Raw genomic sequence first — 25,577 nt, 5'->3', positions numbered from 1 at the left:
TCCACCGCTCGAATGGATTCATAGTATGCCTCCTTGTCTTTATGTCGCTTCATAACCCTCTATTAATGCCTGCTCCGCCCTCATTCGTTCTGCACCCGCACGATCTGCGTAGGTGGGGCAATCCCTTCAGCCCGCAGCCGTTCCCGCAGCCGTTTGATGAACTCGTGACGCAAAAGAAATTGATCGGTGAAACTCTGCCCGCGTAAGACGACGGTGAAGCGGATGCCAGCGGCATCGATTGCGTTGAAGCGTACCAACGGCTCGAAGGTGGCCACGCCACCGGGTGTCTCGGCCAGCACTGTGCGCGCGACATCGAGCACAATCGCTTCGGTCTGAGCCAAATCGGCATCAGGCCCGACGGCGAAATCGACCAACACAGCCAGTTCTGGTTCGGGTCGGCTGAAGTTGGTCACGATCTGCGAAATCATCTGGGCGTTCGGAATGATGATGATGTTGTTGGCCAATTGCCTGATGTAGGTGTCAGACCAGCGAATATCAGTAACGATCCCCTCTTCGCCCGATGCGAGACGAATAACATCGCCGGGCCGCACCCGATTAGAGGCGATAATCTGCACCCCGGCAAAAAAATTGGCCAGCGGCTCGCGCAAGGCCAGTGTGAGGCCGAGACTCGAACCGGCGATTACGGTCAATACCGGCCCTAACGGGACGCCGTAGCTAATCAGGAGAGTACCACCAATGGCTAATGCCCCCAACCCGCGCAGCAGATTGTTAATGAGCGAGATGTTGCCGATCTGGCGATGGCGTAGATACGTATCGACAAGATTGATAATCAGCCGCACAATAAAAATGGTGATTGCAAGCACACTCGCGAGTTCAAACACCGGTTGCCAAGCAGCGCGTAATTCATCGCCGATCAGGTTGCCGCTGAAGAAGCGGAGCGCAATGACCAGTGTCCAAAACGTAAACTGACCACCGAGCGCAATCGCGATTGACTCAATGACGATCCGGTTGCGTGTGTTGGCCCAGCGCCGTACCCGTGGCCGTACCAGCCAATCGAGAATGAGGCCGGTGAGCAGTACTAGCACGAGTAAGATAGTGGTTGTTGTACCGTTGATTTCGTTTGCAGTCATAGCAGTAGTATACCTGATGAATTGGTGTAGATGTTCGCCGCTGTTTACCGAGTCTTTTGTACAATAATGTGATTGCACTGTGAAGTGCATCCTGAGACCTATTTTGTGGGTGAACGGTTCAATGATGAGACGCGCAGTGATCTTCATTGTACGCCTGAGGTACTGCGATGTTAAGGAGCTGACATACGAATGGACGATCAACAACGACAGATTGAGCTCCGCCGTATGCAGATGGTGGCAACCGGGCTATTGGTGCTTGCGGGCGTCGTTTTTGTGCTAGCCAGCATGTGGCGCGACGCCGCGCCATGGGTTCCGTTCGTGCGCGCCTTTGCCGAAGCGGCCATGGTTGGCGCGTTTGCCGACTGGTTTGCGGTGACAGCCCTCTTTCGCCACCCATTAGGCTTGCCGATCCCGCATACTGCCATCGTGCCGGCGCGTAAAGCCAGCATTGCGGCTGGCTTTGGCCGGTTTATCGAAACCAACTTCCTTAGTCCAGATCAGGTAACTGCTTGGATCCAGCGACACGATCCGGTGAGACGGTTAGCCCATTGGTTGCGTGATCCAGAGCAGGGTGAACAGGTAGCCGATATAGCGACCGACGCGATTGGCGGTCTGTTGCGAGTGGTTGATGATGAGGAGGTAAGCCAAGCGTTAGCGCGTGGCCTTAATCAACGGATCGCAACGATTCCGGCGGCGCCGTTGGCTGGACGCATGCTTGGCATTTTGGTGGCTGGCGGACGCCAACGCGATGCCTTAATGCAGTTGGTCAGCTTGCTAGCTGAGGTGATTGCCAGTAACGAAAAAGAAATCCGTCGCCGTATCGCTGGTGAGTTACCGGCATGGGTGCCGCGGATTGTCGATCAACGCATCTACGAGCGGTTGCTGGAGGGGATTCAACGGCTGTTGCGCGAATTGCGTGAAGACCCTGATCACCCCCTCTACCAACAATTTACTGCCTTAATCGATCGCTGGATCGTCGATCTCCAATTCGATCCACAGGTGCAACAGCAAGGTGAAGTCTTGAAACAAGAGATACTTTCCCACCCCGTGGTGCGCGAACTGGCGCAAGCGAGCTGGCGTGATCTCAAGCTGACCTTGCTGGGGCAAAGCGTGTCGCCATCGTCAACGCTGCGCCACTCGATTATGACGGCGGTTGGGCGGTTTGCCGATCTGCTGGAACGTGATCCCGAATGGCGCGCGAAGGTTGAGCATTGGGTGACGGCAGCGGTGGCGGCACTAGTGCGCCGGTATGGGCACGCGATTGGCGAGTTTGTGACACAGACGGTCAATGGGTGGGACACGGCGGAAGTGACGCGTAAGATCGAGCTGCAATTTGGCCGTGACCTGCAATTTATCCGCATTAATGGTACCATTGTAGGCGGATTAGTCGGACTAATCATTTACAGCGTATCACTGTTCTTTACGTGAGCGAGCGACGTTGCTCAGGTCGCGAGGAGGCGATGTATGGTGAAACAGAGCAAACGAACCACGATTGACGGCCAGCGGCTGCATCCCGAAAGCTTGATGATGAGCTACGGCTATGTGCCGGCGCTGTCGGAAGGCGCGATCAAGTGCCCCATTTTTCAGACCTCAACCTTCGTCTTTCAGACGGCGGAAGAGGGCAAAGCCTTTTTCGAGCTAGCCTACGGCTTGCGCCATCCGCACGAGGGCGAAGAGATTGGTCTGATCTATAGCCGGCATAATAATCCTGATCTCGAGATCTTGGAGGATCGGCTCACACTCTGGGATCACGCCGAAGCGGCAGCAGTGTTTGCCAGCGGCATGGCGGCGATTACCACGACACTGCTCACCTTCTTGCGCCCCGGCGACGTGATTGTGCATAGCGAGCCAGTCTATGGCGGCACCGATTATCTGCTCAAGCACGTTTTGCCGGCCTTTGGCATCCGGCGGTACGGTTTTGTATCGGGCGTCGCGCCCGAACAGGTTGAGACCCAGCTCCGGCGGGCCGGATTATTCGATGCGGTGGGGATGATCTACCTCGAAACGCCGGCCAACCCGACCAACGCGCTCATCGATATTGCCGGCTTTGCGGCGCTGGCCAAGCGCGCACCGCGCCGGGTGTTGACGGCGGTTGACAACACCTTTCTCGGCCCGCTCTGGCAGCACCCGTTAGCCCACGGCGCTGATCTGGTGCTCTATTCGGCGACGAAATACATAGGTGGGCACAGCGATGTAATCGCCGGCGTCTGCTTGGGCAGTCGCGAACTGATCGCCCAAGTCAAGGGGATGCGCACGATTATGGGCACGATGGCAGGCGCGCATACGGGTTGGCTACTCTTGCGCTCGCTCGAAACGCTCAAAGTGCGGATGGAAGCGCAACAAAGTGGGGCGCGGCGGGTGGCCGATTTTCTCGCCAACCATCCCAAGGTTGAGCGGGTCTATTATTTAGGCCATCTCAATAGCGACGATCCACAGTATCACATCTACCGGCGGCAGTGCTTGGGGCCGGGAGCGATGATCTCGTTCGACCTGCGTGGCGGTGAGGCTGAGGCGTTTCGCTTCCTCAACCATCTGCAACTGATTCATCTGGCGGTGAGTTTAGGTGGCACCGAATCGCTGGCCGAGCATCCGGCGACAATGACCCATGCTGATGTTGATCCCGAAGAACGAATCGAGTTTGGCATTGGCCCGAGTATGGTGCGTCTGTCGGTGGGCGTTGAACACCCCGATGATCTGATTGCCGATCTGAATCAGGCGTTACGTGCGGTCTGACGGTGTATGCATTGACGCTCCAATTGTGACAATATTCACGTAAGCGAACTTGACAGACGCAGAAGAGAACGTCATCATGCTATTATATGGCATGTCCTTACTGTATCATAAACCGGTGATAGTTGACTTCTGCTGCATTGTGCGTGAATAGTGAGGTGATTGATATCGAAATGCAGCCCCGCTCGACAGCAGAAGACCATCTGCGCGCAGTTGTAAGCCATGACGCTGATGGCGCGATCATTGTCGATCACAGCGGGGCAGTGCGTTTTCTTAATAGTGCTGCCGAGCGGCTGTTGAATCGCCATGGCGCTGAGCTACACGGCCAAATATTCGGCTTTCCGCTGGTTGTTGGCGAACGAGCGGAAGTTGAGGTTTTGCGTCCTAATGGCGAATTTGCCGTCGCCGAGATGCGGGTCTTGTCGATCATGTGGGAAGGGCAAGATGCGCTCTTGATCACGTTACGCGATGTCACCTTCGAGCGACAGGCCGAGGCGGCGCTCCGGGAAGCGGAAGCATTCAGCATTGCGATCCTCAATTCGCTGACCAGCGAAATAGTGGTGCTGGATAAGCAAGGCAAGATTGTGGCGGTAAACGAAGCATGGCTCCAGTTTGGCCGCGAAAACGGAATTACCGATCTAGCGTCGATCAGTGTAGGCGCTGATTATTTTGCTGCCTGCGCGGCGTCTGGGCCGGGCACCGGCGGCCCGGAAGTGCTGCAGGGGTTGAAAGCGGTTCTCTCAGGTGAGCTGGCCGAATTCACGTATGAATATCCCTGCCCCGGCCCACAGGGCACACGCTGGTTTGCCTTGCGGGCAGTACCATTACGTGGGACGCGACAGGGGTTAGTGGTGGCCCACAACGATATTACCGACCAGCGTCGGGCTGCCCACATTGCTGCCGAAGCCGAGATGTTGCGCGAACAGGTACGCCAAATGGAACGCGAGCTGGTCTCGGTTGAGGCGATCTCGCGGCCCGACGAGATGGTACGCTCGTTAACAGCGCCATTGCGCCAACGTGCCCCTGAGCTGTTTAGCCAAGGACTGGAACGGTACAGCGCATTACTCGAAGAGGCGCTGTCCAGCCGTGTCCATCGCACCCCAGCGCCATCACGGGCATTGCGCGACTTGGGCGAATGGTTTGGTTCGATTTGGGCAGCGCCACGTGATCTGATCGAAGTTCATTTGCAAGCGATGCGTAATCGCAGCCAACATACTACGCCTAAGAAATTGCAAGCATATTTTGAAGAAGGGCGCCTGCTTCTGCTAGAACTAATGGGTCATCTGGCATCGTATTATCGATCTATGGCGGCTGGTGAATTGTCTTTCCGTGACTCAGAGTAGCGGCGACTGAAATGGTTGCCGGGACGAACAGACTGTGAGTAAGATTGTTTTGCATCTTTATATCGCTGGCCAAACACCACGCGCCGAACGGGCGATTAGCACGCTTCGCCGGATGATCGAGCAAGAGTTGGCTGGCTATGAATGTGAGTTGACCGTTATTGATGTGCTTGCTGATCCGCAGCAGGCCGAGAATCAAAAGATTTTGGCGACGCCGACCCTGATCAAAAGTTCGCCGCCACCCTACCGGCGAGTGATTGGCGACCTGTCGAGCGTTACAGATTTGTTGAATGTCTTGAATCTACCGCCACAGTCTTGAGACGTTCTTGCCTCTGTGCAACCAATAAGGAGAACGCTGGTGTGCGCTGATCAGATCGAACGGCTTCCTACCGGAATTACCGGCTTTGACCATATCGCCAACGGTGGCTTGCCCAAAGGTCGGACGACCCTTGTATCGGGCACTGCCGGCAGCGCGAAGACGGTCTTTGCGGCCCAGTTTTTGGCGGCTGGCATTAAGCGTGGCGAGCCGGGCGTATTTGTGACATTTGAAGAGACGCCGGAAGCCTTGCGCCGCAATATGCTGGGGTTTGGCTGGGATATTGCCCGCTGGGAGGCCGAGGGGAAATGGGCCTTTGTCGATGTCTCGCCGCAGCCAGAAGAGGAGCTGGTTGAACTTGGCTCGTACGATCTTGGTGCGCTACTGGCGCGCATCGAGCATGCCGTGCGGAGTATTGGCGCCGTCCGGCTGTCGATGGATTCGCTGGGCGCGATCTTTACCCGCCTGAATGATTCGCGGGTGGTGCGCAACGAATTGCTCCGTATCGTTAGCACACTGCGCCGGTTGGGAGTGACCGCCGTGCTGACCGCTGAGCGCACACAGGAGTATGGCGAAATTGCCCGCTACGGCGTCGAGGAGTTTGTCTCAGATGACGTGGTGATCCTACGCAACCTACTCGAAGACGAGAAGCGCCGGCGTACCGTCGAGATTCTCAAGTTCCGCGGTACATCGCACCAGAAGGGCAGTTTCCCCTTCACCGTCATTCCCGGCGAGGGCATTCACGTTATTCCGCTCTCGGCGATCGAGTTGAAACAACGCTCGTCGAGCGTGCGTACCACGTCGGGCAATACTGAACTCGACCGCATGTGCGGCGGTGGTTTCTTCCGCGATTCAATCGTATTAGTGAGCGGTGCAACCGGCACCGGCAAGACTCTGATGGCAACGACGTTTATGGCCGCCGGCGTGCGCCAAAACGAACGCTCGCTGCTGTTTGCTTTTGAAGAGAGCCGCGACCAACTCTTCCGCAATGCGATCGGCTGGGGGATCGATTTCGAGCAGATGGAACGCGATGGTCTGCTGCGTGTGATCTGCAACTACCCCGAAGTGACCAGCCTCGAAGATCAACTGATCTTTATGAAGGCCGAAATCGACCGTTTCCGTCCGCAACGGGTGGCGGTTGACAGCCTCTCGGCGCTCGAACGGGTAGCGACGATTAAGGGCTTCCGCGAGTTTGTGATTGGCCTGACCTCGTTCATCAAACATCAAGAGATGGCCGGCCTCTATACCGCGACGACGCCAACCTTGCTTGGCGGTTCGTCAATTACCGAAGCGCATATTTCGACGATCACTGACTCGATTATTCTCTTACGCTATGTCGAGCTATTTGGTGAGATGCGTCGCGGGTTGACGGTGCTCAAGATGCGCGGTTCGAGCCACGACAAAGACATTCGCGAATTTACCATCGATAGCCGTGGCATGCATATTGGCCGGCCCTTCCGCAATATCTCCGGCATTTTGTCTGGGCAGTTTACCCATATTGCGCCGAGCGAAATTGATCGGCTGAGTGCGATGTTCCGCGATGACGAGGGCGACGAATCTGCCCGAGACTCTGCGCCAACCAATTAGCTTGCGACGTTCCATTGGCACTGGCTGGTTGTGGGGGAGATTGCCACAGTGCAGCACGATCCTTCTGCTTCCGAACTACACAATACTGCTGATCGTCTGGAGCCATATCCTGACCAGCGATCGTTGCAGGCAATCGTGGCCAACAATACTAATGCCCTACTTGTGCTCGATCACGCTGGTACGGTTCTTTTTGCCAATGAAGCTGCGCTGCGCCTGTTTGGCCGGCAAGCCGATCAAGTGCAGGGCAGTCCGTTCGGTTTTCCGTTGCAACCCGGCCTAACCGTTGATGCCGAAATTGTGCGTCCTGACCATTCAGTGGTGATTGTCGATTTACGGGTCGAACCAATTGAGTGGGACGGATCGCCGGCAATGTTGGTAATTCTGCACGATATTACCGAACGCAAACAGGCCGAGCAGTTGCTGATCGAAACCCAGCAATTGCTCCATTCGGCGCTCGATGCCCTGCCGTCGGCGATTGCTATTCTTGACCGGTATGGGCAAGTTTTGGCCGCTAATGTACGTTGGTTGCAACTCGGGCCGCTATTGGGGGTGGAAGCGATCGATTGTACGGTCGGGGCAGCGTTTCTAGCCGCCTGCCAGCTTGGGGTGGGGCCGGCCGTAGTGGTTGCGGTGGCGATCGAGCAACTGTTGGCGAGTGAACTGGAAAGCTATGAAGGTGAGTTTGCCGCGGTTACCCATGATCGCTGCTGGCTGGCGATGCGTGCAGTGCGGTTTGGTAGTGGTGAGCGGGTTCGGGTGGTGGTAGTACTCGAAGATGTTTCGGCCCGTCATCAGGTTGAACAGATCGCGCTTGCTCGTCGACGAGTACTCGAGCTAATTGCTCGCCAGTACGAGCTTAGAACGATCATCCGCGAGATGTTGCAGTTGCTCGGCGAGCAGATAACAGATTTAGTCTATGCAGCGTATATGGTGCGTTCGGCGGCGGTCTTTGCTAGCTACAACCGTTACATTCTGCACGATGATCTGCCGCACTTGGATCAATGGGCGAGAGAATTACTGACCCAATTGCCATACCACAATCAGCGGGTCAGCGAGCTTTCACTTGATTCGCCGCATTGGCAGAAGATTCAGGATCTCATCCAGATGCAAGTCATTAACCGCAGTTGGTTGATCGTCTTGCGTACCCATCGCGATCCGGCTGATGGGTGGCTATTGCTTTGCCGGCAAAGTGATATGTCACTGGCCTTTGAAGAACAGCAACTGCTCGACCACATCGAGCAATTGACGACCATTGCGCTTGAACAGCATGTGACGCTGCACAAATTGGCGTACCAAGCCCATCACGATGCGTTGACCGGCTTGCCGAACCGGTTGTTGTTTGAAGATCGCTTGCAGCATGCCATCGAGCATGCGCGCCGTAGTAATACGCTGGTGGCGGTGCTCTTTATTGATCTCGACCGCTTCAAGCAGGTGAATGACACGCTGGGCCATGCGATCGGCGACCTCTTATTAGTACAGGTGGCGCGCCGGTTTGAATTGTGTGTGCGGGCGACCGATACGCTTGCCCGGCATGGCGGTGATGAGTTTCTGTTGGTATTGCCTGAGATCAATTCGCCGCAGCAGGTCACTGCCATTGCGCGCCGCTTGCACGAAGCGCTTGAGCAGCCATTTTTTATTAATGGGCATGAAATTTTTGTCAGTGTCAGTATTGGTGCAAGCCTTTACCCGATTGATGGCACCGATGTAATGACGCTGCAACGGGCAGCGGATATGGCGATGTATCGTGCCAAAGGCACCCTGCGCAACAGCTTTCAGTTTTTCGATGCAGCTATTACCAATTCGTCGCTCGAGCAATTGCAGATCGAGACGCTGCTGCGGCGGGCGATTGAGTGCAATGAGTTGTTGTTGCACTATCAACCGAAAGTCAATCGCGCTGGAAAACTGGTTGGTTTTGAGGCGTTGATCCGCTGGCAGAACGCTGAGCTTGGCATGGTCTCGCCAGCGCGTTTCATCCCCATCGCTGAAGATACAGGGTTAATCATTTCGATTGGCGCATGGGTACTGCGCGAAATTGCCCGGCAAATGCGTGAATGGCGCGCGCAAGGTTTACCGATCGTGCCGGTAGCGGCCAATGTGTCAGCATTACAATTCTCACAAAGCGGTTTTGTGCAAACGGTGGCGGAAACTTTAGCGCAGGCCGATTTGCCCTTGGGCTGGCTCGAACTCGAATTGACTGAGAGTATGCTGATGGGCCAGATTGACAATTTACGCCGCCAAATGATCGAGTTGCGCCAATTGGGGGTGACGTTGGCAATCGATGATTTTGGCACCGGCTATTCGTCGCTGTCATATTTGCATCGCTTGCCGATTAACGTCCTCAAGATTGATCGCTCATTCGTGGCCCAGCTCGATCATTCTGATGCGATGATCGAACGTAGTCTGGTGAGCACGATTATTTCGCTTGGCCATCACCTTGGCACGCAAATCGTAGCCGAAGGCGTCGAGACGATTGGCCAACGCCAGATCTTGCTCGATGCCGGCTGTGATCTCTTTCAGGGCTACTACATTAGCCATCCACTGCCGGCAGAGGCGGCAGCGTCATGGTTGCACTCTCGCGCTGAAGCGAACGAATCATAGATAGCGCCCCACAACCGTGAGGCGCTCTGATTGCCGGCAGCGGGTTTAGCATTATTGCTTGCGCCGTAACGCTGCTTTCAGGAGTCGCCAGATAGCGCGGTGGCGCGGCATAACTTCAAAAACCTGCCCGCTCTTGCCCTCGCGCACGATGCGTAACGCAAGTTCTGCCGTCTCTTCGGCAGTAGTGCCGAAGATCTTCAAGACGCGCGGTAATTGCTTGATCGCTTCACCGCCGGGGCCAACCGTCTCGAAGTGGTTAATCATATCGGTTGGCACCATCCCCGGTGTGAGCACGTTGAAGCGCAGATATGGGTGATCTTGATAATCACGGGCGAAGGCTTCGGTTAGGCGCACAATCCCCGCCTTCGAGACGCTATAGGCCGAGAGGAAGCGTTGCGGTCGCTTGGCGCCGCCGCCGGAAAGGTTGATGATCTGGCCGTTGCGTTGCTTGATCATGTACGGCAAAGCTGCCCGGCAGCCGTAATAGGTGCCGAGCAGATTCACCTTAATGACTTGTTCCCATGCTTCGGGTGGCACGTCGAGTATGTAACCAAATGGCCCCGAAATGCCGGCATTGTTGACCCACAGGTCGATTCGCCCCATCCGCTCGGCAGCAGTAGCGGCGAGAGTTTCGACTTCGAGGCGATTGCTGACATCGCAGCGGATGCCGCTCACCTTGAGGCCAGCAGCTTGCAGCGAACGTTCGGCTTCGGCTAGGTTGGCGGCATTGGCCGACGAAATCACGACCTGCGCGCCGGCGCGGGCTAGTGCTTCCGCGATGGCCCGCCCGATCCCCCGGCTACCGCCGGTCACGACTGCGGTCAGGTTACGCAAATCGGTTGTCTTCTGAGCCATGGTTTCCTCGTTGTGATACAAGCAGGACAGATCCCATAGTGGCTGCGCAGGTTGCCCACTGCGTTGGTTACGCTGAGTTTCTCGCGGCTAAAACCTCCCTGTGCCGGCTCCCGATCAGCGCCGGCGAATCGTCAACCGGTCGCCCTCACGCACGGCGCGGATCGGCGCACCGCGCAGTGCCACTGGCAAGAGCAGGTGCCGCCGGTATGGCCCTAGCGAGACGATCAGCTCATCACCACTCACGCTGACAGTGAGATCTTCCCGGGCTACGCCCGGAAGCAACAGGCTGATCCATGGTTCGGTCTGCGAACCGATACCAATTGGTGGCGGTAGCGGCGCCGGCGGGTGTAGCAGCCCTTTCCCGATCGTCGCGAATGGTGCTGGCTCGTGAGGCGTGGCCTGAAATGGCAGGCGCAACAGCGGCAAGTTCGGCCAGCGCGCCGCGACGGCAGCCACAACTGTAGCCTGCTCTAAAACTAGCGTGGCGAGTTCGTACCCATCACTCACCACCGGCAATAACGGGCCGATGATCAGTGCATCGAGGTTCAGACCAAAAAGCGTCAGCGCCGGCGCATACAATGTTGCCGCGCGCAAGCCGGCTTGATCGGGCCGGATGACCAAGCGTGCCCGTACCCGCTTTGGATCAAGCGCAGCGTCGCGCAACTGCTCAAACTGCACCCGCGCCTCTTGCATCTGCCCAATCTGCTCGAACGGCAGCAGATTGGCCGGTAACGCCGCTCGCGCCAGCGATTCGGTTGATTGGCCGGGGCCGCGGTCGAGGCCAAAAAGTTGCCGCATCACCCAGCGAAAGGTGTCGGGAACGGCCAGCGCGCGCAGGAGGCTATCTGGCGGGCCAGCATCAACGCAGATGAGCTGGTAGCCACGTTGGGCATGGCTGGCAAGGCGGTAGACAGCCAAAAATAGTTCGAGACCGGGCAGCAACGGCAGATCATCGCCATCGATGGGCGGGCCGGGTAAGCTAATGCGTGAGCGGAGTTCGTTCCACGTTGCGCTCAAATCCGCCAGTGGCTGGAACGTCCAGAAATCAAGCTGAGAGGCAAGAGTGGCTGGTTGGGGCGCTGGCGATGCGCCTAAGAGGATTGCGCAATCGTGGGTTGGCGTTAGACTGGCAAGGAGGGTGGGCTGGCCTTGCGCGGCTGAAGCAACTGCGGTGGCGGTTGCGGCGAGAGCGCTCGATTCACCGCTAAAAATAACAATCTGCGTAGTAGTGGGCCACATAGCGATCGTCCTGTCTGCGGCACCGGTCTGTACAGGTGGTTGCTGATTGTATTATATGCAACTTCGCCCACGCGGTGGTTGCAATTGATATTGGGCATAGCACACATACGGTACCACCGATCAGCTATAATGAGTCGTGGTCAACGCTTACAGAGCGTTCCCTTTATGTGGTTGTCCAGCTCAGGGAGGCACCATGTCAGAATCATTGATGCAACAGCCGCTCGGCGCTATTCTCGACGCGCTGGCTTCGCGCGCTCCTACTCCCGGCGGTGGCAGCGTTGCGGCCCTGACCGGCGCGATGGCCGCCGGTTTAGTGAGTATGGTGTGTGAACTGACGATCGGTAAACCGCAGTTTGCTGAGGTCGAAGGCGAGTTGCGCGCGATCCATACGCAGGCCGAACAGTTACGGGCCGAATTGCAGCAGCTAGCTGACGAAGATATTGCCGTGTTCAACCGGCTGGCAGCAGCGTACAAGCTGCCTCGTACGACTGAGGCCGATGCAGCGACGCGTAAAGCGGCGATCCAACAGATTACCCGCTTGGCTGCCGAAGTGCCGTTGCGCACAGCGCAAGCCGCAGCGGCGTTATTGCCACTCTGCACAACGCTGGCCAACAATTGTGCCCGGTTGGTGGTGAGCGATGTGGGAGTTGCGGTCTTGCTGGTACGGGCTACGGTGCAGAGTGCGGCGCTCAATGTTGAAATTAACCTCGCCGCACTTGAGGATCAGGTGTTCGTGCGCCAAACACGCGCCCAGTTACAAGATCTGCTGATCGGGCTTGGTGATGAAGTTGATGGGATTGTCACCATTGTCCGGGGAAGGATGACAGCATGAGCGCCCGAATTCTTGATGGTCGCGCGCTAGCTCAAGAGCTGCGCGCCGAGGCGGCGGCGCAGATTGCTGAATTGCGCGCGCGGATTGATCGCGCTCCAACCATTGCGGTCGTCCAAGTGGGTGATGATCCCGCCGCGACGCGCTACGTGCGCAGCATTGACCGGCTATGCCAGTCGTTGGGGGCAGCCTGCCGGGCCATTGCCTTGCCGGTGACCACCGAACAGGCCGATCTAGAAGCAACGGTCTCGAACCTGAGCGCTGATGATCGCGTTGATGGCATCTTATTGCAACTGCCGCTGCCGGCGGGTTTATCGCTCGATGGCGTCTTGCATCGCCTCGTACCAGAAAAGGATCTCGACGGCATCCATCCGATCAATGCCGGCTTGCTCGCGCAGGGCCGCCCGGCGTTGACGCCAAACACCCCTGCCGGCGGGATGGAGTTGCTGCGTCGGTATGGGATTGAGGTGCGTGGGAAGCGGGCAGCAGTGGTGGGTCGCTCGGCGATTGTGGGTCGGCCTATGGCCCTGCTGTTGCTACAGGCCGATGCCACCGTTACTATCTGCCATTCACGCACTCTCGATTTAGGTGCTGTCTTGCGTGAATGCGACATCATCGCTGCTGCGGCTGGCCGGCCCGGCCTGATTACGGCTGAGATGATTAAGCCCGGTGCGACAGTGATCGATTTCGGCACCAACGTGCTGGCTGATGGCAGTATGGTCGGTGATGTCGATTATGCAGGGGCCGTGGCAGTGGCCGGCGCCATTACACCGGTACCCGGCGGTACTGGCCCGGTGACCAACGTGATGCTCATGCAGAATCTGATTAAGGCTACCCGTACCCGGTTAGGGATATGAAAATCCTCGTGCTCGGCAATGATGGGCGCTGCCATGCGCTCGTCTGGAAGCTCTTCGCCAGCCCAACAGCCGATGTGCTCGTGGCGCCGGGTAATGGCGGCGCATGCCAGATTGCGCCGCGGGTTGATCTCGATCCGGCGCAGCCGGCGCAAGTAGCGCAGTGGGCGTTTAACGAGCAGATCGATCTGATCGTTCCTGCGAGCAGCGAACCACTCTGGGCAGGGTTGGTGGATGAAGTGGTGAGCATGCACATCGGCGTCTGCGGCGCGTCACAACGCAGCACGCGCATCGAGTGGAGCCGCTGTTACGCCAAAGAGTTGCTGCTGCGCTACCAATTGCCAACTCCGGCGGGGCGGTGTTTTGCCAGCTTGCCGATAGCGGAAAAGTACCTCGCCGCGCAACCGCTGCCAGTGGTGCTGCGCGGTGACCATCCGGCCGCCGGCGAGGGGGTCTACCACGATCGCTATGCTGCCTTGGAAGCGTTGCGGGCATTGTTTGTATCGCGCCCGGTGGAGGGCAGCAGCCATGGGGTGGTGATTGAAGAGTATGTGAGCGGGCCGGTGGTGAGCTTTTCTGCCATTACTGATGGCAGTTATTTGGTATCATTGCTGCCGACCCGCGTCTATGACGGAATGGGGCCGCACCCGGATAGTCCGCCGGCGCCGGGCATGGGCGCGATTACCGGCAATTCCGCCTACTCCCAGAAGCTGAAAGCGTACCTTGAACGCCACCTTATGCAACCGTTGGTAGCGGCCATTGCCCGCGAGCAGTTGCCTTATTGGGGGATCATCGGCGTTGACTGCGTGATCGGGGCGCAGGGGCCGCGGATTATCGGGTTGCGCTGTAATCTGCGCGACATGGAAGCGCAGGCAGTCTTGCCACGTTTGATCGACGATCTTGTGCCCTACTTTGAGGCTGCCATTGCCCGTAGCCTGCACCGTTTGCCGCCTTTGCGCTGGCGTGATGAAGCGAGCGTAGCCTTGGCGCTAGTGACGCAAGGCTACCCGCACCACTACCCAATCAACGCCGCGGTGGAAGGAGTCAGCGAGGTTGAAGCAGGCGTGCTGGTCTTCCACGATCAAACCGAGTCGCCGCACATCTTACGCTACGATCCGTCGCGGCGCGACCGGTTGTTTGGCGGCGGCAGCGGTGGCTTGTATCTGACCGGCGGGCATGTGGTGACGGTCGTGGCGCTGGGCGCTACGCTGGCCGGCGCACGCGGGCGAGCCATCATCAATGCCGAGCGGATCCGCTTTCCCGGACGCACTTACCGCGAAGATGTCGGCGCGAGCGAACAAGCGTAGGGCGGAACAGCGTAAGAGTGGAGCAGGCTTCCGCCCTTACGGCGTGTGAAAGGAATGATATGGCTGCCAAACCTGTTATTGCGCTGGCCACGACTAATGAAGCAATTGCAGCGTGCTATCTAGTTCTGGTTGCACTGCGTTCTCATCTGGTTACGGCATCGTTTGTCGATCGCAGCCGGTGGCAGATGGCATATGGCTATCAGGTTGCCGTGGTCTAGGTTGATGGCGCAGCCGTCGCGGTAGCCGGGTTCCGCGTCAGCGAAAATCTGGCGTAGAGTCGCTTTCTGGATGTTGATGATCTGGTGACTCGCGCCGATCGATGTCCGCATAGCTATGGTGCGATGTTGCTGGCGTGGCTCAAGGAGTATGCTGCCACGACAGGGTACGCTCAACGCCACCTCGATCCGGGCACGTGGCGCAAAGACGCGCACCGGTTTTACTAACGCGAGGGGATGCGACTGAGTAGCTTTTATGTTGTCTGTGATGTGACGACCGCTTGCCGTAGTAGCGGGGACGTTACGAAGTTTGTCGCTTCGCAACAATTTTGCCATTGACTTCCATGACGCAGCGTGTTATACTCGGAATTGTAACGCACTGCGTTATACAACTACCAAAACCCGGCAGGCTGTGCTATGATACAGATAGTCTGAACTCCGGTTACTACCATAGAGCAGGAGGCTACGATGACAACGGTCGAAGAGATTGAGGTTAATGTCCGCCAGATCGATGAGACGCCGCCGCCGGTCAATCCGAGCGTGCAAATCTTTGAAGTGGTGCGCAAGCTGATGCTGGCCGGCATTGGTGCGTTTGCTCTCAGCCGCGAAGAGGCCGAGGCCTTTCTCAACCGGCTGGTTGAGCGGGGTGAGCTGGCGCAGAAAGATGCGCAGAAGTTGTTTGAGGAGGCTGCCGAGCGGTTCCGCAAGACGGCGATGCCGCAGACCGATCAGGTGCAGACTAACCTCAACAATCTGACTGCGCAGGTTGAGACAAGCTTCGAGCAATTCCTCAACCGGCTCAACATCCCCTCCAAGCGCGACATTGACGAGCTGAGCGCCAAGATTGCCCAACTGGCGGCCCGCGTCGAGGAGTTGCGCCGCGTGCAAGAGACGTCGGCTCGCAGTCGCACTCGCGGCGAGGCGAAGGAAGAGCACAGCGAGAAGTAGTTAGCTTGGAATTGCCGAACGCCGGCACTGTGGCGTTGGCCACAGTTGCCGGTGTTTTGGCGCAGCGTGTTATAATTGCCGCTGAGACTATTAAGGCAACGCCGGGATTGGCAAGGCATTGCGTTTATCTGCATCACCCGGCTCAAGGCGGCATATACCATGCATGTCATTAAAAAATACGCCAACCGGAAACTGTATCATACCAACCAAAAGCGCTATATCACCCTCGAAGGCATTGCCAAGCTTGTGCAAGAAGGTGAGACGGTGCAAGTGCTCGATAATGAGACCGGTGACGACATCACGGCTAATATTTTGGCGCAGGTCGTATTACAGGCCCGTGGTCGCGCTTCGCCGTTGCCAACCAACTTACTCACCGGTCTGATACAGGTTGGTGGTGACACTCTCACAACGTTGCGGCGCACGCTCTTCAGTTCGCTCGGTGGTGATGAACTGATCGAAGCTGAAATTGGCCGGCGGATCGATGTGCTGGTTGACGAGGGCGCTCTTTCACCCGAAGAGGCCGATCGCTGGCGCAAGCTGTTGTTACGGCAAGAGTTTGCCCGTGATGCGCAGAATCAGTTGGCCGATCGCATCGCTGATGTACCGACACGCAATGATGTCGAACGGCTCCATGCCCAGATCGATGCGCTCACCAGTATGGTTGAGCAATTGTTACGCTGGCGTTGAAGGTGATCGCACATCGTTGCAAAGAGGCAGGCTATGCAGCGCAGCACAACCGCTTTGGTCCTCGCCGGCGGCGGCGTGGCCGGCGCCGCCTATGAGATCGGTGCCCTCTGCGCCATCGATCAGGTGCTCGAACATCTCTCGGTCAATGAATTTGATATCTATGTCGGCACTAGCGCCGGCGCGTTGATCAATGCCTGTCTCGCTAACAATATGTCGCCGCGCACGTTAATTAGCGTGCTTGAAAGTTCATTGCTCGGCATCGATCAACTCGAACCGCACCACCTCTACCAGTTCAATCTGGCCGATCTGTTGCGCCGCGCTTCGCATCTGCCCGGCGCGTTGGTGCAGGCTCTCCAACGCTGGTTGCGTGAAGGCAGCGAGGCTTCGCTCCTCGATCTGATCGAAACCTTGGCGGTTGGGTTGCCGACCGGTCTCTATGACTCTCAGGCGCTCGAACGTTATCTCCGGGCGGCGCTCGAACAACCCGGTCGTTCAAACCGCTTTACCGAACTTGATCGCGAGTTAATGATCGTTGCTACTGATCTCGATACTGGCGAACGAGCAGTCTTCGGGTTGCCGCCGCTCGAACACGTGCCGATTTCGCTCGCCGTTTGTGCGTCGGCGGCGATCCCCATCTTCTACCGCCCAGTACGGATCGGTGATCGCGACTATATCGATGGCGGGTTGCGCGGCACTGCCAGCCTCGATGTCGCTATCGAGCGCGGAGCTGAGCTGATCGTGTGCATCAATCCGATGGTACCGTTCGATAATCGCCGCCATCCACCCGGCGCTAGCATCAGCGATCAGGGCATTCAGCGAATCGGCAATCAAGTATTTCGCACCTTTATTCACGCCGGTTTGCATTACCATATCAAGCAAGTGCGCCGCCGCCATCCTGAAGTTGATATCATTCTGATCGAACCTTCGCGTCAAGATCGGATGATGTTCGCTGAAAATACGATGCGTTTCCGCACTCGGATGACAATTGCCCGCCACGGTTTCGAGAGTGTGGCCCACCATCTATGTGAACATTATCCGTATTACCGGGCGATGCTGGCCCGGCATGGCATTGCGATCAGCGATGAGCGGATCAGGCAGGATTTGCGCAACTTGCAGATGGCCGGCGATGACCCGCATCTCGTGCGCGCGGCGTTGGTGACTGGCGGCTCACTTCACACCGCTCCGGAGGGGCTGGCCTCAACGCTGGCGGAATTAGATCGTTTGCTGTCGCGGCTTGAGGTTGCCCGTTGAGATGATCGTCTATATCGCCTATCCCACCAGCTTGAATTTGCAGTCGGCAAACGCGCTGCAAACTTATACCACGCTGCGCGAATTGCGCTCGCGCCGGCCTGATACCCTCGCCCTGATTCCGCGCTGGAGGATGGAGCCAAGCCGGTTTTACGAAGTTGGAGCGGTGCATCTGCCCCGCCCGGCGATTGGCAAGCTCTCACGCTTCTATAAGAGCACGCTGCTCTATTATATGGAACATTCGGTGTTTGCCGCAATGACCGCGGCGATAGTGGCTCCCCGCCGGCAGACAGTCGAAGCAGTCTACATCCGCCAGCCGATTATTGCCGCGTGGTGGGCCGGTGTTTTTGGTCCCCGGCTTGGCCTGCCCGTGATCTATGAGGCGCATGATCTTGAGTCGCGCAACCCGTCACGGGCCAAGGAACGTTGGGCGCGTGGATTGCTTGATCTCATTGACCGGACGGCGATCGGTCGCGCGACGGCGGTTGCCTCACTCACCGCGGATTTTCGCCGGCTGTTGGCGCAGATCGGTTGGCGCGAGCCGGCTGATGTGGCGGTTATTCCCGATGCCTACGACGAGCAGATCTTTGCACCGCAAGATCGCGTCGCTTGCCGCACCGAACTTGGCTTGCCTCCCACAGCGCCAATCGTCGCCTATGCCGGCATGACTTTCGCCCACCGCTGGTTGGACGGTCTGCTCAGTGCCATCCGTGCGCTACGCGCTACCCATCCGGATTTGATCGGTTTGATTCTTGGCGGGCGACCCGGCGAACGGGCGGCGCTGGCGGCCCATGCGATCAGCGAAGGGTTGCGGGTCGCTGAAACCACGACCACGCCAGCCGACCTCTACTTGCTGCCGCCGCGTCCACAAACCGAGGTGGTGCGCTGTCTCGGCGCGGCTGATGCGCTGGTGATTCCCGATACCGTCACCGATGTGACTGCCTCGCCGCTCAAGTTGTTCGAGTATATGGCGTTGGGTATACCGGTTGTGCTGCCGTCCATTCCAGCCTTGCACGAGATCTTGCCGCCGCATCTGGCCTACAGTTTCACCCGGCGCGATCTGGCCGGCTTGCAAGCGGCGCTGAGCGCGGCGTTGGCCGAACGCGACCCATCGCTCGCAGCGGTGCGCCAAGCCTTGGCGGCTGAACATACCTATGGCCGGCGAGCCGAACGGATTATTGCCTTGGTGGAACGGGTGGCGAATCGCAAATAGCGGCAAAGCAACGCTGCGCTCCTATTGGGTTGGCGCTTGCCAGAGGCAGATACGGCCATCATGAGCGCCAGTAGCCAGTAATTGGCCGTCGGGGCTAAAGCTCAGGCAGCTCACGCCGGCACTGTGTTCGAGCACGAGCGGTAACGGTTGCACCTGTTCCATTTGCCAAAAGCGAGCGCTACGATCTTCGCTGACCGAAGCCAAGATCGGGAACCGCGGGCTGAAGGCAAGCCCGCGCACCGGCGCCGTGTGGCCCTGCAGGGTGTCGAGCGGGTGATAATCCTTGAGCCGCCACAGCCGAATGCTAGTGCCGCTGCTTGCGGCAATGATCGTGCTAGCCGGATTAAACGCGACGCTGTAAATGAACGTATTAAAGCCGTTAATCGGTTGGAGCGCTCGTTGATCGGCGACCTGCCAGAGATAGATCGCGCCATCATAGCAGCCAGCCGCTATGAGGGATCCATCAGGCGAAAAGCTCAATGAATGGACGAAGGGGCATGTCAATAGGCCAATCGGCTCGATTTTTTCTTGCCGTAGCTCGTACAGGGTGATTGCACTACCCCACCCGCCAGTGGCGAGGTACCGGCCATTAGGGCTAAATCCAACGCTCTCGATTGGGCAACCGAGGTATTGGATGGTTTGTAATGGTTGCCAATCATCCGTGCGCCAGATCCGCACCGTCTCGTCATCGCTGCCGGTCGCAGCCAGCTTGCCATCCGGACTCCACGCGACCGTGCGGACAGTGCTCTCGTGGCCACGCAGGCTGGTTACTTGTTCGCCAGTACTGACATCCCACACCCCAACGGTATAGTCGTCATAGCCAGCCAATAACCATGTGCCATCAGGTGAAAACGCGATACTCCGCACCTGACTGCCCGTGATCAGACGGCGTAACATCGTGCCAACCGGTGTTTTCAATCGAGTCGGGCTAGACTCCGCTGATGACGGTTGGGAGGGTGTCTCAATAGGCTCAGGGGCTGGCGGCGTTGTTGGTTGGGGTATGGGTCGTAAAGCTGCCGGAGCCGCAGCGGCTGGCTTACCACGCAGGCGGTGAAGCGCCTCGCGCATCTCGCGAGCCGATTGCGGTCGCTGTTCGATCAGCGTTGCCATACCTTGCTCGATCAACTGAGCCAACCCCTCAGGAACATGCGGTGCTAAGCTGCGGATCGGACGCAACGGGTCAGGCTGGCCGTTGACTAGCCGGGCCATACGGGTCATTGCATCAGGCGGCAGTACACCAGTCAGCAGGTGATACAGGGTTGCCGAAAGCGAGTAGATGTCGCTGCGCGGATCGGGTTCGCCATCGCGCATCTGTTCGTAGGGCGCATACGGCGGGGTAAAGCCGTAGACCTTGCGCGTGCCCGACCCGTCAATCCCGGCAGAGACCGTCATCCCGCCGCGGGCTAGCCCAAAATCGAGCAAGATGATATCGTGGCTTGGGGTGAGCTTGAGATTCTTTGGCTTAATATCACGATGGATGACCGGCACGGGCCGCGTATGCAAGTAATGCAACACGTCGAGCAATTGATCCGTCCACTTAACCACCATCGGTACAACCTGCGGCGAGGCGAACCGGCGGCCAAGGCGGGCCAGTTGATTACCGAGATCTTCGCCATGGATAAATTCCATGACCAGAAATTGGCCCTGTGGATCAATGAAATGATCGATCACACGCGGCAATGCTTGATGCCTGAGCCGGGCCAGTATTTGCGCTTCGCGCTCGAACGCCTGCCGGTAGGCTTCATCGTTAAACAGGGTCTGCTTCAGGGCCACGTCAATGCGTAGTCGCAAATCGCGCGCCTGATAGACAGCGCCCATCCCGCCTTTGGCGATCTGGGTGATGACCCGATACCGGCCTTGCAAGACTGTTTCCGGCGCAAGCATGCGCACTACTCCGGGCAGACGCGAACCCACTAAATCGTATTATAACAAAATGCTGGCATTGCGGTTGACCCTTGGGTTGTTTGCGTTCCTTCCTACCTGCGGGGTGTCGCGGCGTGATGCCCTTCAGGCATGCATTCCGCACCCCATGTGTCGTTGCGAGCAGCCGGGGGCGCAGCAATCTCCCCCTCACCTAGTGTCATTGCGAGCCGCCGGAGGCGGCGCCGCAATCTCCTGCTTAAGCGGGAGTGATCCGTTCAGGTATTCTGCCCGCTGAAGGGGTAGATTGCTGCGGGCACTGTGCGCCCTCGCAATGACCCATAGATGCAGAGGTGTTACACCGCTAGACCGTAGGCTTCGGCTAAGAGTTCGATCGGATGGCGAGTGGCGACGCCAGTTGCGCCGCTGATCTGCCAGCGACAGGTCTCGCTGTCGCAGAGCGCGAGGTCTTGGCCGCTGGCGCGCACGAAGTCGAACAGGGACTTGCCGACGTCCATCGCGATCTGATACTTCTCGCGCTTGATGCCGTAGGTGCCGGCGATGCCGCAGCATTCGGCTCGACTCTCGCGCAGGCGTAAGCCGGGCACCAGTCCTAGCACATCAAGTACTGGGCGGCCAATCCGGTGCGCGCGCAACTGGCATGGCGGGTGGTACGGCAATTCACGTTCGATCGGGCGGAAATCGGTGCGCAGGCGGCCTTGCTCGTAGAGATTGCGCAGAAACTCGAAGATGTCATAGGTGCCGGCAGCGACCGCGTGAATGTCGTCGCCGTGCAACCCCAGCAGCTCCGGCGCCTCTTCTTTGAGGGTGAGTGTACAGCTAGTGCTGGTGCCGACGATCGGGATACCGGCGCGAGCGTAGGGCAAGAGTTGGGCGACGTTGTATTCGTGATGGCTCTGCGCTGCTGGAAAGTCGCCGTTTGAGAGCAGTGGCAAGCCGCAGCAGCGTTGCGGCGGCACGATGACCTCAAACCCGAGGTGTTCGAGCACAACAATCGCCGCCTTACCGACATGCGGTTCATAGTAGTTCGTGCTGCACCCGTGGAAGTAGACGACCTGTGGTCGTCGCCCGTTGGTCGCCGGTTTGTGCCGTTTGAACCAACGCCGGAAGGTGTAGGTGCTGGCTTTGGGCAGCGGTGCGTGGCGATGAATGCCCATCACCCGTTCGATCATCCAGCGCGCCGGCGCAAAGTTGAGCGTGAAGTTGACTAGCGGCGCGTGTGGGCCGCTGCTGAGCCGCCCCACCAACCCTGAACGGGCGATAATCCGGTTGCGTAAGGGCATGCCGCGTTCGGCGACGATTTGGGCGCGGGCGCGGGCATTCAGCTCAGCGATGCGCACGCCGGTCGGGCAGACCTGATTGCAGACCCGGCAGCCTGAACAGTAGTCAACTGAAGCATCGGGCGACGGTTGGGCGGCATGGCGGAAGCGTTGCGCTTGCGGCCCGACGTATTTGGGGCCGGGGAAGGCATCGGTTACTGCTGCCACTGGGCAGGCTGAGGTGCAGATGTTGCATTTGATGCAATGATCGAGTGATTGGGTGAGTGAGAGTTCGATATGATCCATAGTGGTGATTCCTCTGCGAGCGCATGATGGAGCCGCACTGTTGTGCGGCTGTACGAAAAGTGGCGGCGAGCGCAGCTTATTGGAGTGCATCGCCTGCGGCGGTACTATCATGCCTGCCCGGCGGCCCAGCCAGTGGCGATAGCCGCCCCTTCGAGGCAGCCTTCGCGAATCGGATCGTAGCCGGCCAGCGCACCACCTACAACCTGCACATTTTCGTATACCAGCCGGCCAGCGGCGTCAAGCGGGCGCAGGCGTTGATCAACGCGCACCCCGCTTTGAAAGACGGGGTGGCCGTGTTCATCGAGAAACCGCGGCGCAAACCATCCTGCCCTGCCATCAGGCGTTTGCAGCGGCAGGGCGAGCGCCGTTTCATACAGATAGCCTTCAGGCGTGGCTCGCACCCCACCGCCAAGAATGCCGCCGGTTGCCAAGACCCAGTGCCGGGCAGTGTGACGCTGCTCGCGGGCTGCCGCCTCGCTGAAGACAGCGACGAGGGTGTCGCCAATGTGCTCGGCGCGCTGGACAAATCCACCCAATTGGATGCGGCCGCCTAACCGCAGCAATTCATCCTCTAGGATCTGATACAGCCGCATACCGGCCACCGAAACCGGCAGGGTGGGAATTTCAAAGATCAATGCGCCGGCCCGATTTTGCAGATCGCGCACCACCGCGGTGGCATGCCTGAGACCGAGGATGGCTGGCAGGCCGATGCGGGCATAACCACCTTTGCGTACATGGGCGGCCAATTGCTCGCCAAGGTTGGCACGGAATGCCGGTTGCTCGCACAAGCGGGCTAACGTCACCGAGCTGAAATCGTGCTGGCGCTGCGTAGGCGGCAGCGCCAACTGCGCCGCTTCAGCAGCGATGCCTTGTGCGCGCAGGTTAGCGGCGATCAGCGGCGGGAAGAAGTCGCGCAACTCGGCAAAGCCGGCAATGAGCGTAGGCCGGCCATCGCGCAATTGGCGGGCATCGCCGGCGATCATTGTGGCCGGGGCAAACGCGGTGGGGCGCAGTGCGCCTAGCGCCGTCGGCAAGAGCAGGTTGCGGTTGAGATTGCCAGCGAATGGATAGTCGGCTGCTTCGCCGATAGTGCGGACACGGGCAATCCCTTGCTCGATCATCGCCGGGCCGGCCAGCGCGTAGGGATGATGAGGGCGTTGGATAGCCAGTTGGGCGATCCCGGCCAGCGGGTCATCCACATCGGCAAGTAGATCAATACAGCCGGTTGACCAGTGAGTCGCGCCGTGACCTTTGGCCAGCACCAGCACCTTCTCGCCGCGTTCGGCGCGGCCAATTGCGGCCAGCATCCCGCTGAGGCCGGCGCCAATCACAATCGTATCGTACATAGACACTCTCCCAGCGGGCTATGCCTGCACATACTCGGTTGCGATAGCGGGATGCTGCGTCACTAACCCGCCTCCCGGCTCGGCCAACGCGCGCAAGCGGTGAATCCCCAACACACCGGCGTAAATCAACTCGTCAAGACGAGCCTGCCGCAACTGGTCGCCCCAGAGCACTGGCGTCAATCCCTTCCACCGCTCTTGGAGGAAGTGCAACATCGCTTCGTTGGCGTGAGTATGGCTGAGGCCATCGGCACAGCGCCGCTCGTAGAGCAGGTTAGCCGTGCGGTAGATGCACCAGCCGCCTTGGCATGGTCCCATCCCCATGCGCACATCGCGCCGGATATCGTCAAGGTTGTGCGCACCGGCATCAATCGCCGCAATAATCCGGTCGCGGGTGACCAATTCACATTCGCAGATCAGATCACCAGCAGCGTGTTCGCTTTCAACCAGTGCCAGCGGCTTGCCAAGCCAGTAGTGTGGCGTTTGGGCTGCCGGATCGGGTGACACCGTCACCATCGCGTGGGCGCGGTGCTCGAAGCGCGGCACCGGCAAGACCTCGCTCGCCGTGCGGCACGGTTGAGTATTACCAAGCCGACGGGCTAGCTCGTTAACCGTCTGCTCGGCCATCAGGCGATACGTTGTCCACTTGCCGCCGACAATCGACAGAATGCCGCTGACGCCATCACGCTCTTCGTGATCGAGCAACTTGAACGTGCGAGGAATATCGCGGTCACTAGCGACATCTTTATCTTTATAAAGCGGGCGCACGCCAGCCCATGCGCGCAAGGCGCGATACTGGCGGAAACCGGGAATCAACTTCTCGCCTTCATCAAGCATAAACTGGATCTCTTCCGGCTCGATCCCAAATACATCGGGATCGGGGACATGCACATCAGTGGTACCGATCACGGCAACTGTGTGGATGGGCACGATAATATCGCCATCAGAGGGCAGTTTACAGCGATTAACGACAGTATTGACCATCCGGTGGTTCATTGCCACCATAGTCCCCTTACCGGGCACGACCGTCACCGTCACACCGGCCATTGCTGCGATCTTGCCGGCCCATGCGCCGGCGGCATTGAGCACGTAGGTGCAATCGATCCGGATTCGCTCGCCGCTGCGTAAATCTTCGACGATGGCCCCCACTACTCGATCGCCCACCCGCACCAGCTCAACCACATTGTGATACGTGCGAATCTCGGCACCATACTCGCGGGCAGCGAGCGCCACCGAGTGCGTGGCAAGGAAGGAGTCGGCTGACCCATCATGCACCTCAAACACGCGCGAAATGCGTGGATTGAGGGCCGGTTCGCGGCGCAGCATCTCGGCGACGCTGATCTCTTGCACCGGCACGCCGGTACGGTGGCAATTGGTTACAAACACATCGCCATAGCTTTCATCATCCCACGGCGTAATTACGAAAAAGCCAGAGGTCTGCTCGATGCAGTGGGGCATAATCCGGCGTAGGATGGCATTTTCGTGGGCGCATTCGGTGGCCGATTGTGGGTCTTTAGTCACATATCTCCCGCCGGAATGGAGCAGGCCGTGGTAGCGACCGGTGGTACCGTGGGTTATATCACCCTTCTCGACGAGGATGCAGCGAATGCCGCGCATTGCCAGATCGAGCGCACAGCCGGTACCGGTCGCACCACCGCCGATCACCAACACGTCGGTGGAGAGCGTTTGCATGCTGATCTCCTAACAGGCAACAAAACCGGCAGGATTGCT

21 protein-coding genes are annotated in these 25,577 nt (G+C 58.6%); 14 read left to right on the top strand and 7 right to left on the bottom strand.

Translation table 11 applies throughout. From position 1 onward, the window contains the following. Window positions 1-80: 80 nt before the first annotated feature. Entirely contained in the window at window positions 81-1,091 is a 1,011-nt protein-coding gene (locus Q1A00_RS06745; protein ID WP_298401783.1) for a mechanosensitive ion channel family protein, read from the bottom strand. A gap of 189 nt (window positions 1,092-1,280) precedes the next feature. Between Q1A00_RS06745 and Q1A00_RS06740 the strand changes: the two genes are divergently transcribed. From Q1A00_RS06740 to Q1A00_RS06715, 6 genes are all read left to right on the top strand, one after another. Beyond that, window positions 1,281-2,519 (top strand): DUF445 domain-containing protein, encoded by a 1,239-nt coding sequence (locus Q1A00_RS06740; RefSeq protein WP_298401781.1) that lies wholly within the window; start codon window positions 1,281-1,283, stop codon window positions 2,517-2,519. A 36-nt stretch (window positions 2,520-2,555) separates the two neighbouring features. Continuing rightward, window positions 2,556-3,824, top strand: a complete 1,269-nt coding sequence (locus tag Q1A00_RS06735) for a cystathionine gamma-synthase family protein (RefSeq protein WP_298401779.1) — start codon at window positions 2,556-2,558, stop codon at window positions 3,822-3,824. A 155-nt stretch (window positions 3,825-3,979) separates the two neighbouring features. Next, a complete protein-coding gene (locus tag Q1A00_RS06730; RefSeq protein ID WP_298401775.1) occupies window positions 3,980-5,164 on the top strand; it encodes a PAS domain-containing protein in 1,185 nt (394 codons plus the stop codon). 34 nt (window positions 5,165-5,198) lie between these two features. Next, window positions 5,199-5,480, top strand: a complete 282-nt coding sequence (locus Q1A00_RS06725; RefSeq protein WP_298401772.1) for a circadian clock KaiB family protein — start codon at window positions 5,199-5,201, stop codon at window positions 5,478-5,480. A gap of 39 nt (window positions 5,481-5,519) precedes the next feature. Next, window positions 5,520-7,064: a circadian clock protein KaiC gene (gene kaiC / locus Q1A00_RS06720; protein WP_298401769.1), complete on the top strand. Its 1,545-nt coding sequence runs from the start codon at window positions 5,520-5,522 to the stop codon at window positions 7,062-7,064. 48 nt (window positions 7,065-7,112) lie between these two features. Continuing rightward, window positions 7,113-9,662: an EAL domain-containing protein gene (locus Q1A00_RS06715; RefSeq protein ID WP_299755856.1), complete on the top strand. Its 2,550-nt coding sequence runs from the start codon at window positions 7,113-7,115 to the stop codon at window positions 9,660-9,662. A 51-nt stretch (window positions 9,663-9,713) separates the two neighbouring features. Here the strand turns inward: Q1A00_RS06715 and Q1A00_RS06710 are convergent, their stop codons facing one another. Together Q1A00_RS06710 and Q1A00_RS06705 are read right to left on the bottom strand one after the other, a co-directional pair. Then, window positions 9,714-10,517: an SDR family NAD(P)-dependent oxidoreductase gene (locus tag Q1A00_RS06710; RefSeq protein ID WP_298401764.1), complete on the bottom strand. Its 804-nt coding sequence runs from the start codon at window positions 10,515-10,517 to the stop codon at window positions 9,714-9,716. A gap of 114 nt (window positions 10,518-10,631) precedes the next feature. Continuing rightward, window positions 10,632-11,756: an ArsA-related P-loop ATPase gene (locus tag Q1A00_RS06705; protein ID WP_299755853.1), complete on the bottom strand. Its 1,125-nt coding sequence runs from the start codon at window positions 11,754-11,756 to the stop codon at window positions 10,632-10,634. Between the two features lie 193 nt (window positions 11,757-11,949). Here Q1A00_RS06705 and Q1A00_RS06700 point away from each other — a divergent pair, with 193 nt between their 5' ends. The 8 genes from Q1A00_RS06700 (at window position 11,950) to Q1A00_RS06665 (ending at window position 19,057) form a co-directional block, all read left to right on the top strand. Further along, a complete protein-coding gene (locus tag Q1A00_RS06700) occupies window positions 11,950-12,588 on the top strand; it encodes a cyclodeaminase/cyclohydrolase family protein (RefSeq protein WP_298401759.1) in 639 nt (212 codons plus the stop codon). Further along, window positions 12,585-13,442, top strand: a complete 858-nt coding sequence (locus Q1A00_RS06695; RefSeq protein ID WP_298401756.1) for a bifunctional 5,10-methylenetetrahydrofolate dehydrogenase/5,10-methenyltetrahydrofolate cyclohydrolase — start codon at window positions 12,585-12,587, stop codon at window positions 13,440-13,442. Before Q1A00_RS06700 ends, Q1A00_RS06695 begins: the two co-directional genes overlap by 4 nt. Next, a complete protein-coding gene (locus Q1A00_RS06690; protein WP_298401754.1) occupies window positions 13,439-14,746 on the top strand; it encodes a phosphoribosylglycinamide synthetase C domain-containing protein in 1,308 nt (435 codons plus the stop codon). Before Q1A00_RS06695 ends, Q1A00_RS06690 begins: the two co-directional genes overlap by 4 nt. A gap of 59 nt (window positions 14,747-14,805) precedes the next feature. Then, a complete protein-coding gene (locus Q1A00_RS06685; protein ID WP_298401752.1) occupies window positions 14,806-14,964 on the top strand; it encodes a hypothetical protein in 159 nt (52 codons plus the stop codon). A gap of 465 nt (window positions 14,965-15,429) precedes the next feature. Then, window positions 15,430-15,909, top strand: a complete 480-nt coding sequence (locus Q1A00_RS06680) for a phasin family protein (RefSeq protein ID WP_298401750.1) — start codon at window positions 15,430-15,432, stop codon at window positions 15,907-15,909. Window positions 15,910-16,068: 159 nt separating this feature from the next. Next, on the top strand, window positions 16,069-16,596 hold the full coding sequence (locus Q1A00_RS06675; protein WP_298401747.1) for a polyhydroxyalkanoate synthesis regulator DNA-binding domain-containing protein: 528 nt from the start codon (window positions 16,069-16,071) through the stop codon (window positions 16,594-16,596). 33 nt (window positions 16,597-16,629) lie between these two features. Next, a complete protein-coding gene (locus Q1A00_RS06670; protein ID WP_298482149.1) occupies window positions 16,630-17,847 on the top strand; it encodes a patatin family protein in 1,218 nt (405 codons plus the stop codon). A 1-nt stretch (window position 17,848) separates the two neighbouring features. After that, window positions 17,849-19,057 carry a glycosyltransferase gene (locus Q1A00_RS06665; RefSeq protein WP_298482147.1) on the top strand — a complete coding sequence of 403 codons (1,209 nt, stop codon included), beginning with the start codon at window positions 17,849-17,851 and terminating at the stop codon, window positions 19,055-19,057. Between the two features lie 21 nt (window positions 19,058-19,078). Here the strand turns inward: Q1A00_RS06665 and Q1A00_RS06660 are convergent, their stop codons facing one another. The 4 genes from Q1A00_RS06660 to glpA all read right to left on the bottom strand — a co-directional run bounded on the left by Q1A00_RS06660 (window position 19,079) and on the right by glpA (window position 25,538). After that, entirely contained in the window at window positions 19,079-20,941 is a 1,863-nt protein-coding gene (locus Q1A00_RS06660) for a WD40 repeat domain-containing serine/threonine protein kinase (protein ID WP_298401740.1), read from the bottom strand. Window positions 20,942-21,273: 332 nt separating this feature from the next. Beyond that, window positions 21,274-22,503 carry an anaerobic glycerol-3-phosphate dehydrogenase subunit C gene (locus Q1A00_RS06655; protein WP_298401737.1) on the bottom strand — a complete coding sequence of 410 codons (1,230 nt, stop codon included), beginning with the start codon at window positions 22,501-22,503 and terminating at the stop codon, window positions 21,274-21,276. Between the two features lie 107 nt (window positions 22,504-22,610). Continuing rightward, window positions 22,611-23,849 (bottom strand): glycerol-3-phosphate dehydrogenase subunit GlpB, encoded by a 1,239-nt coding sequence (gene glpB / locus Q1A00_RS06650; RefSeq protein ID WP_298401735.1) that lies wholly within the window; start codon window positions 23,847-23,849, stop codon window positions 22,611-22,613. Window positions 23,850-23,867: 18 nt separating this feature from the next. Further along, entirely contained in the window at window positions 23,868-25,538 is a 1,671-nt protein-coding gene (gene glpA / locus Q1A00_RS06645) for an anaerobic glycerol-3-phosphate dehydrogenase subunit GlpA (RefSeq protein ID WP_298401733.1), read from the bottom strand. Between the last annotated feature and the right edge of the window lie 39 nt (window positions 25,539-25,577).

It is taken from the genome of uncultured Chloroflexus sp., assembly GCF_938091255.1.
Taxonomy (GTDB): Bacteria; Chloroflexota; Chloroflexia; order Chloroflexales; family Chloroflexaceae; genus Chloroflexus.
The sequence above is the reverse complement of the archived record's forward strand: the minus strand, read 5'-3'. Positions and strand labels throughout refer to the sequence as shown.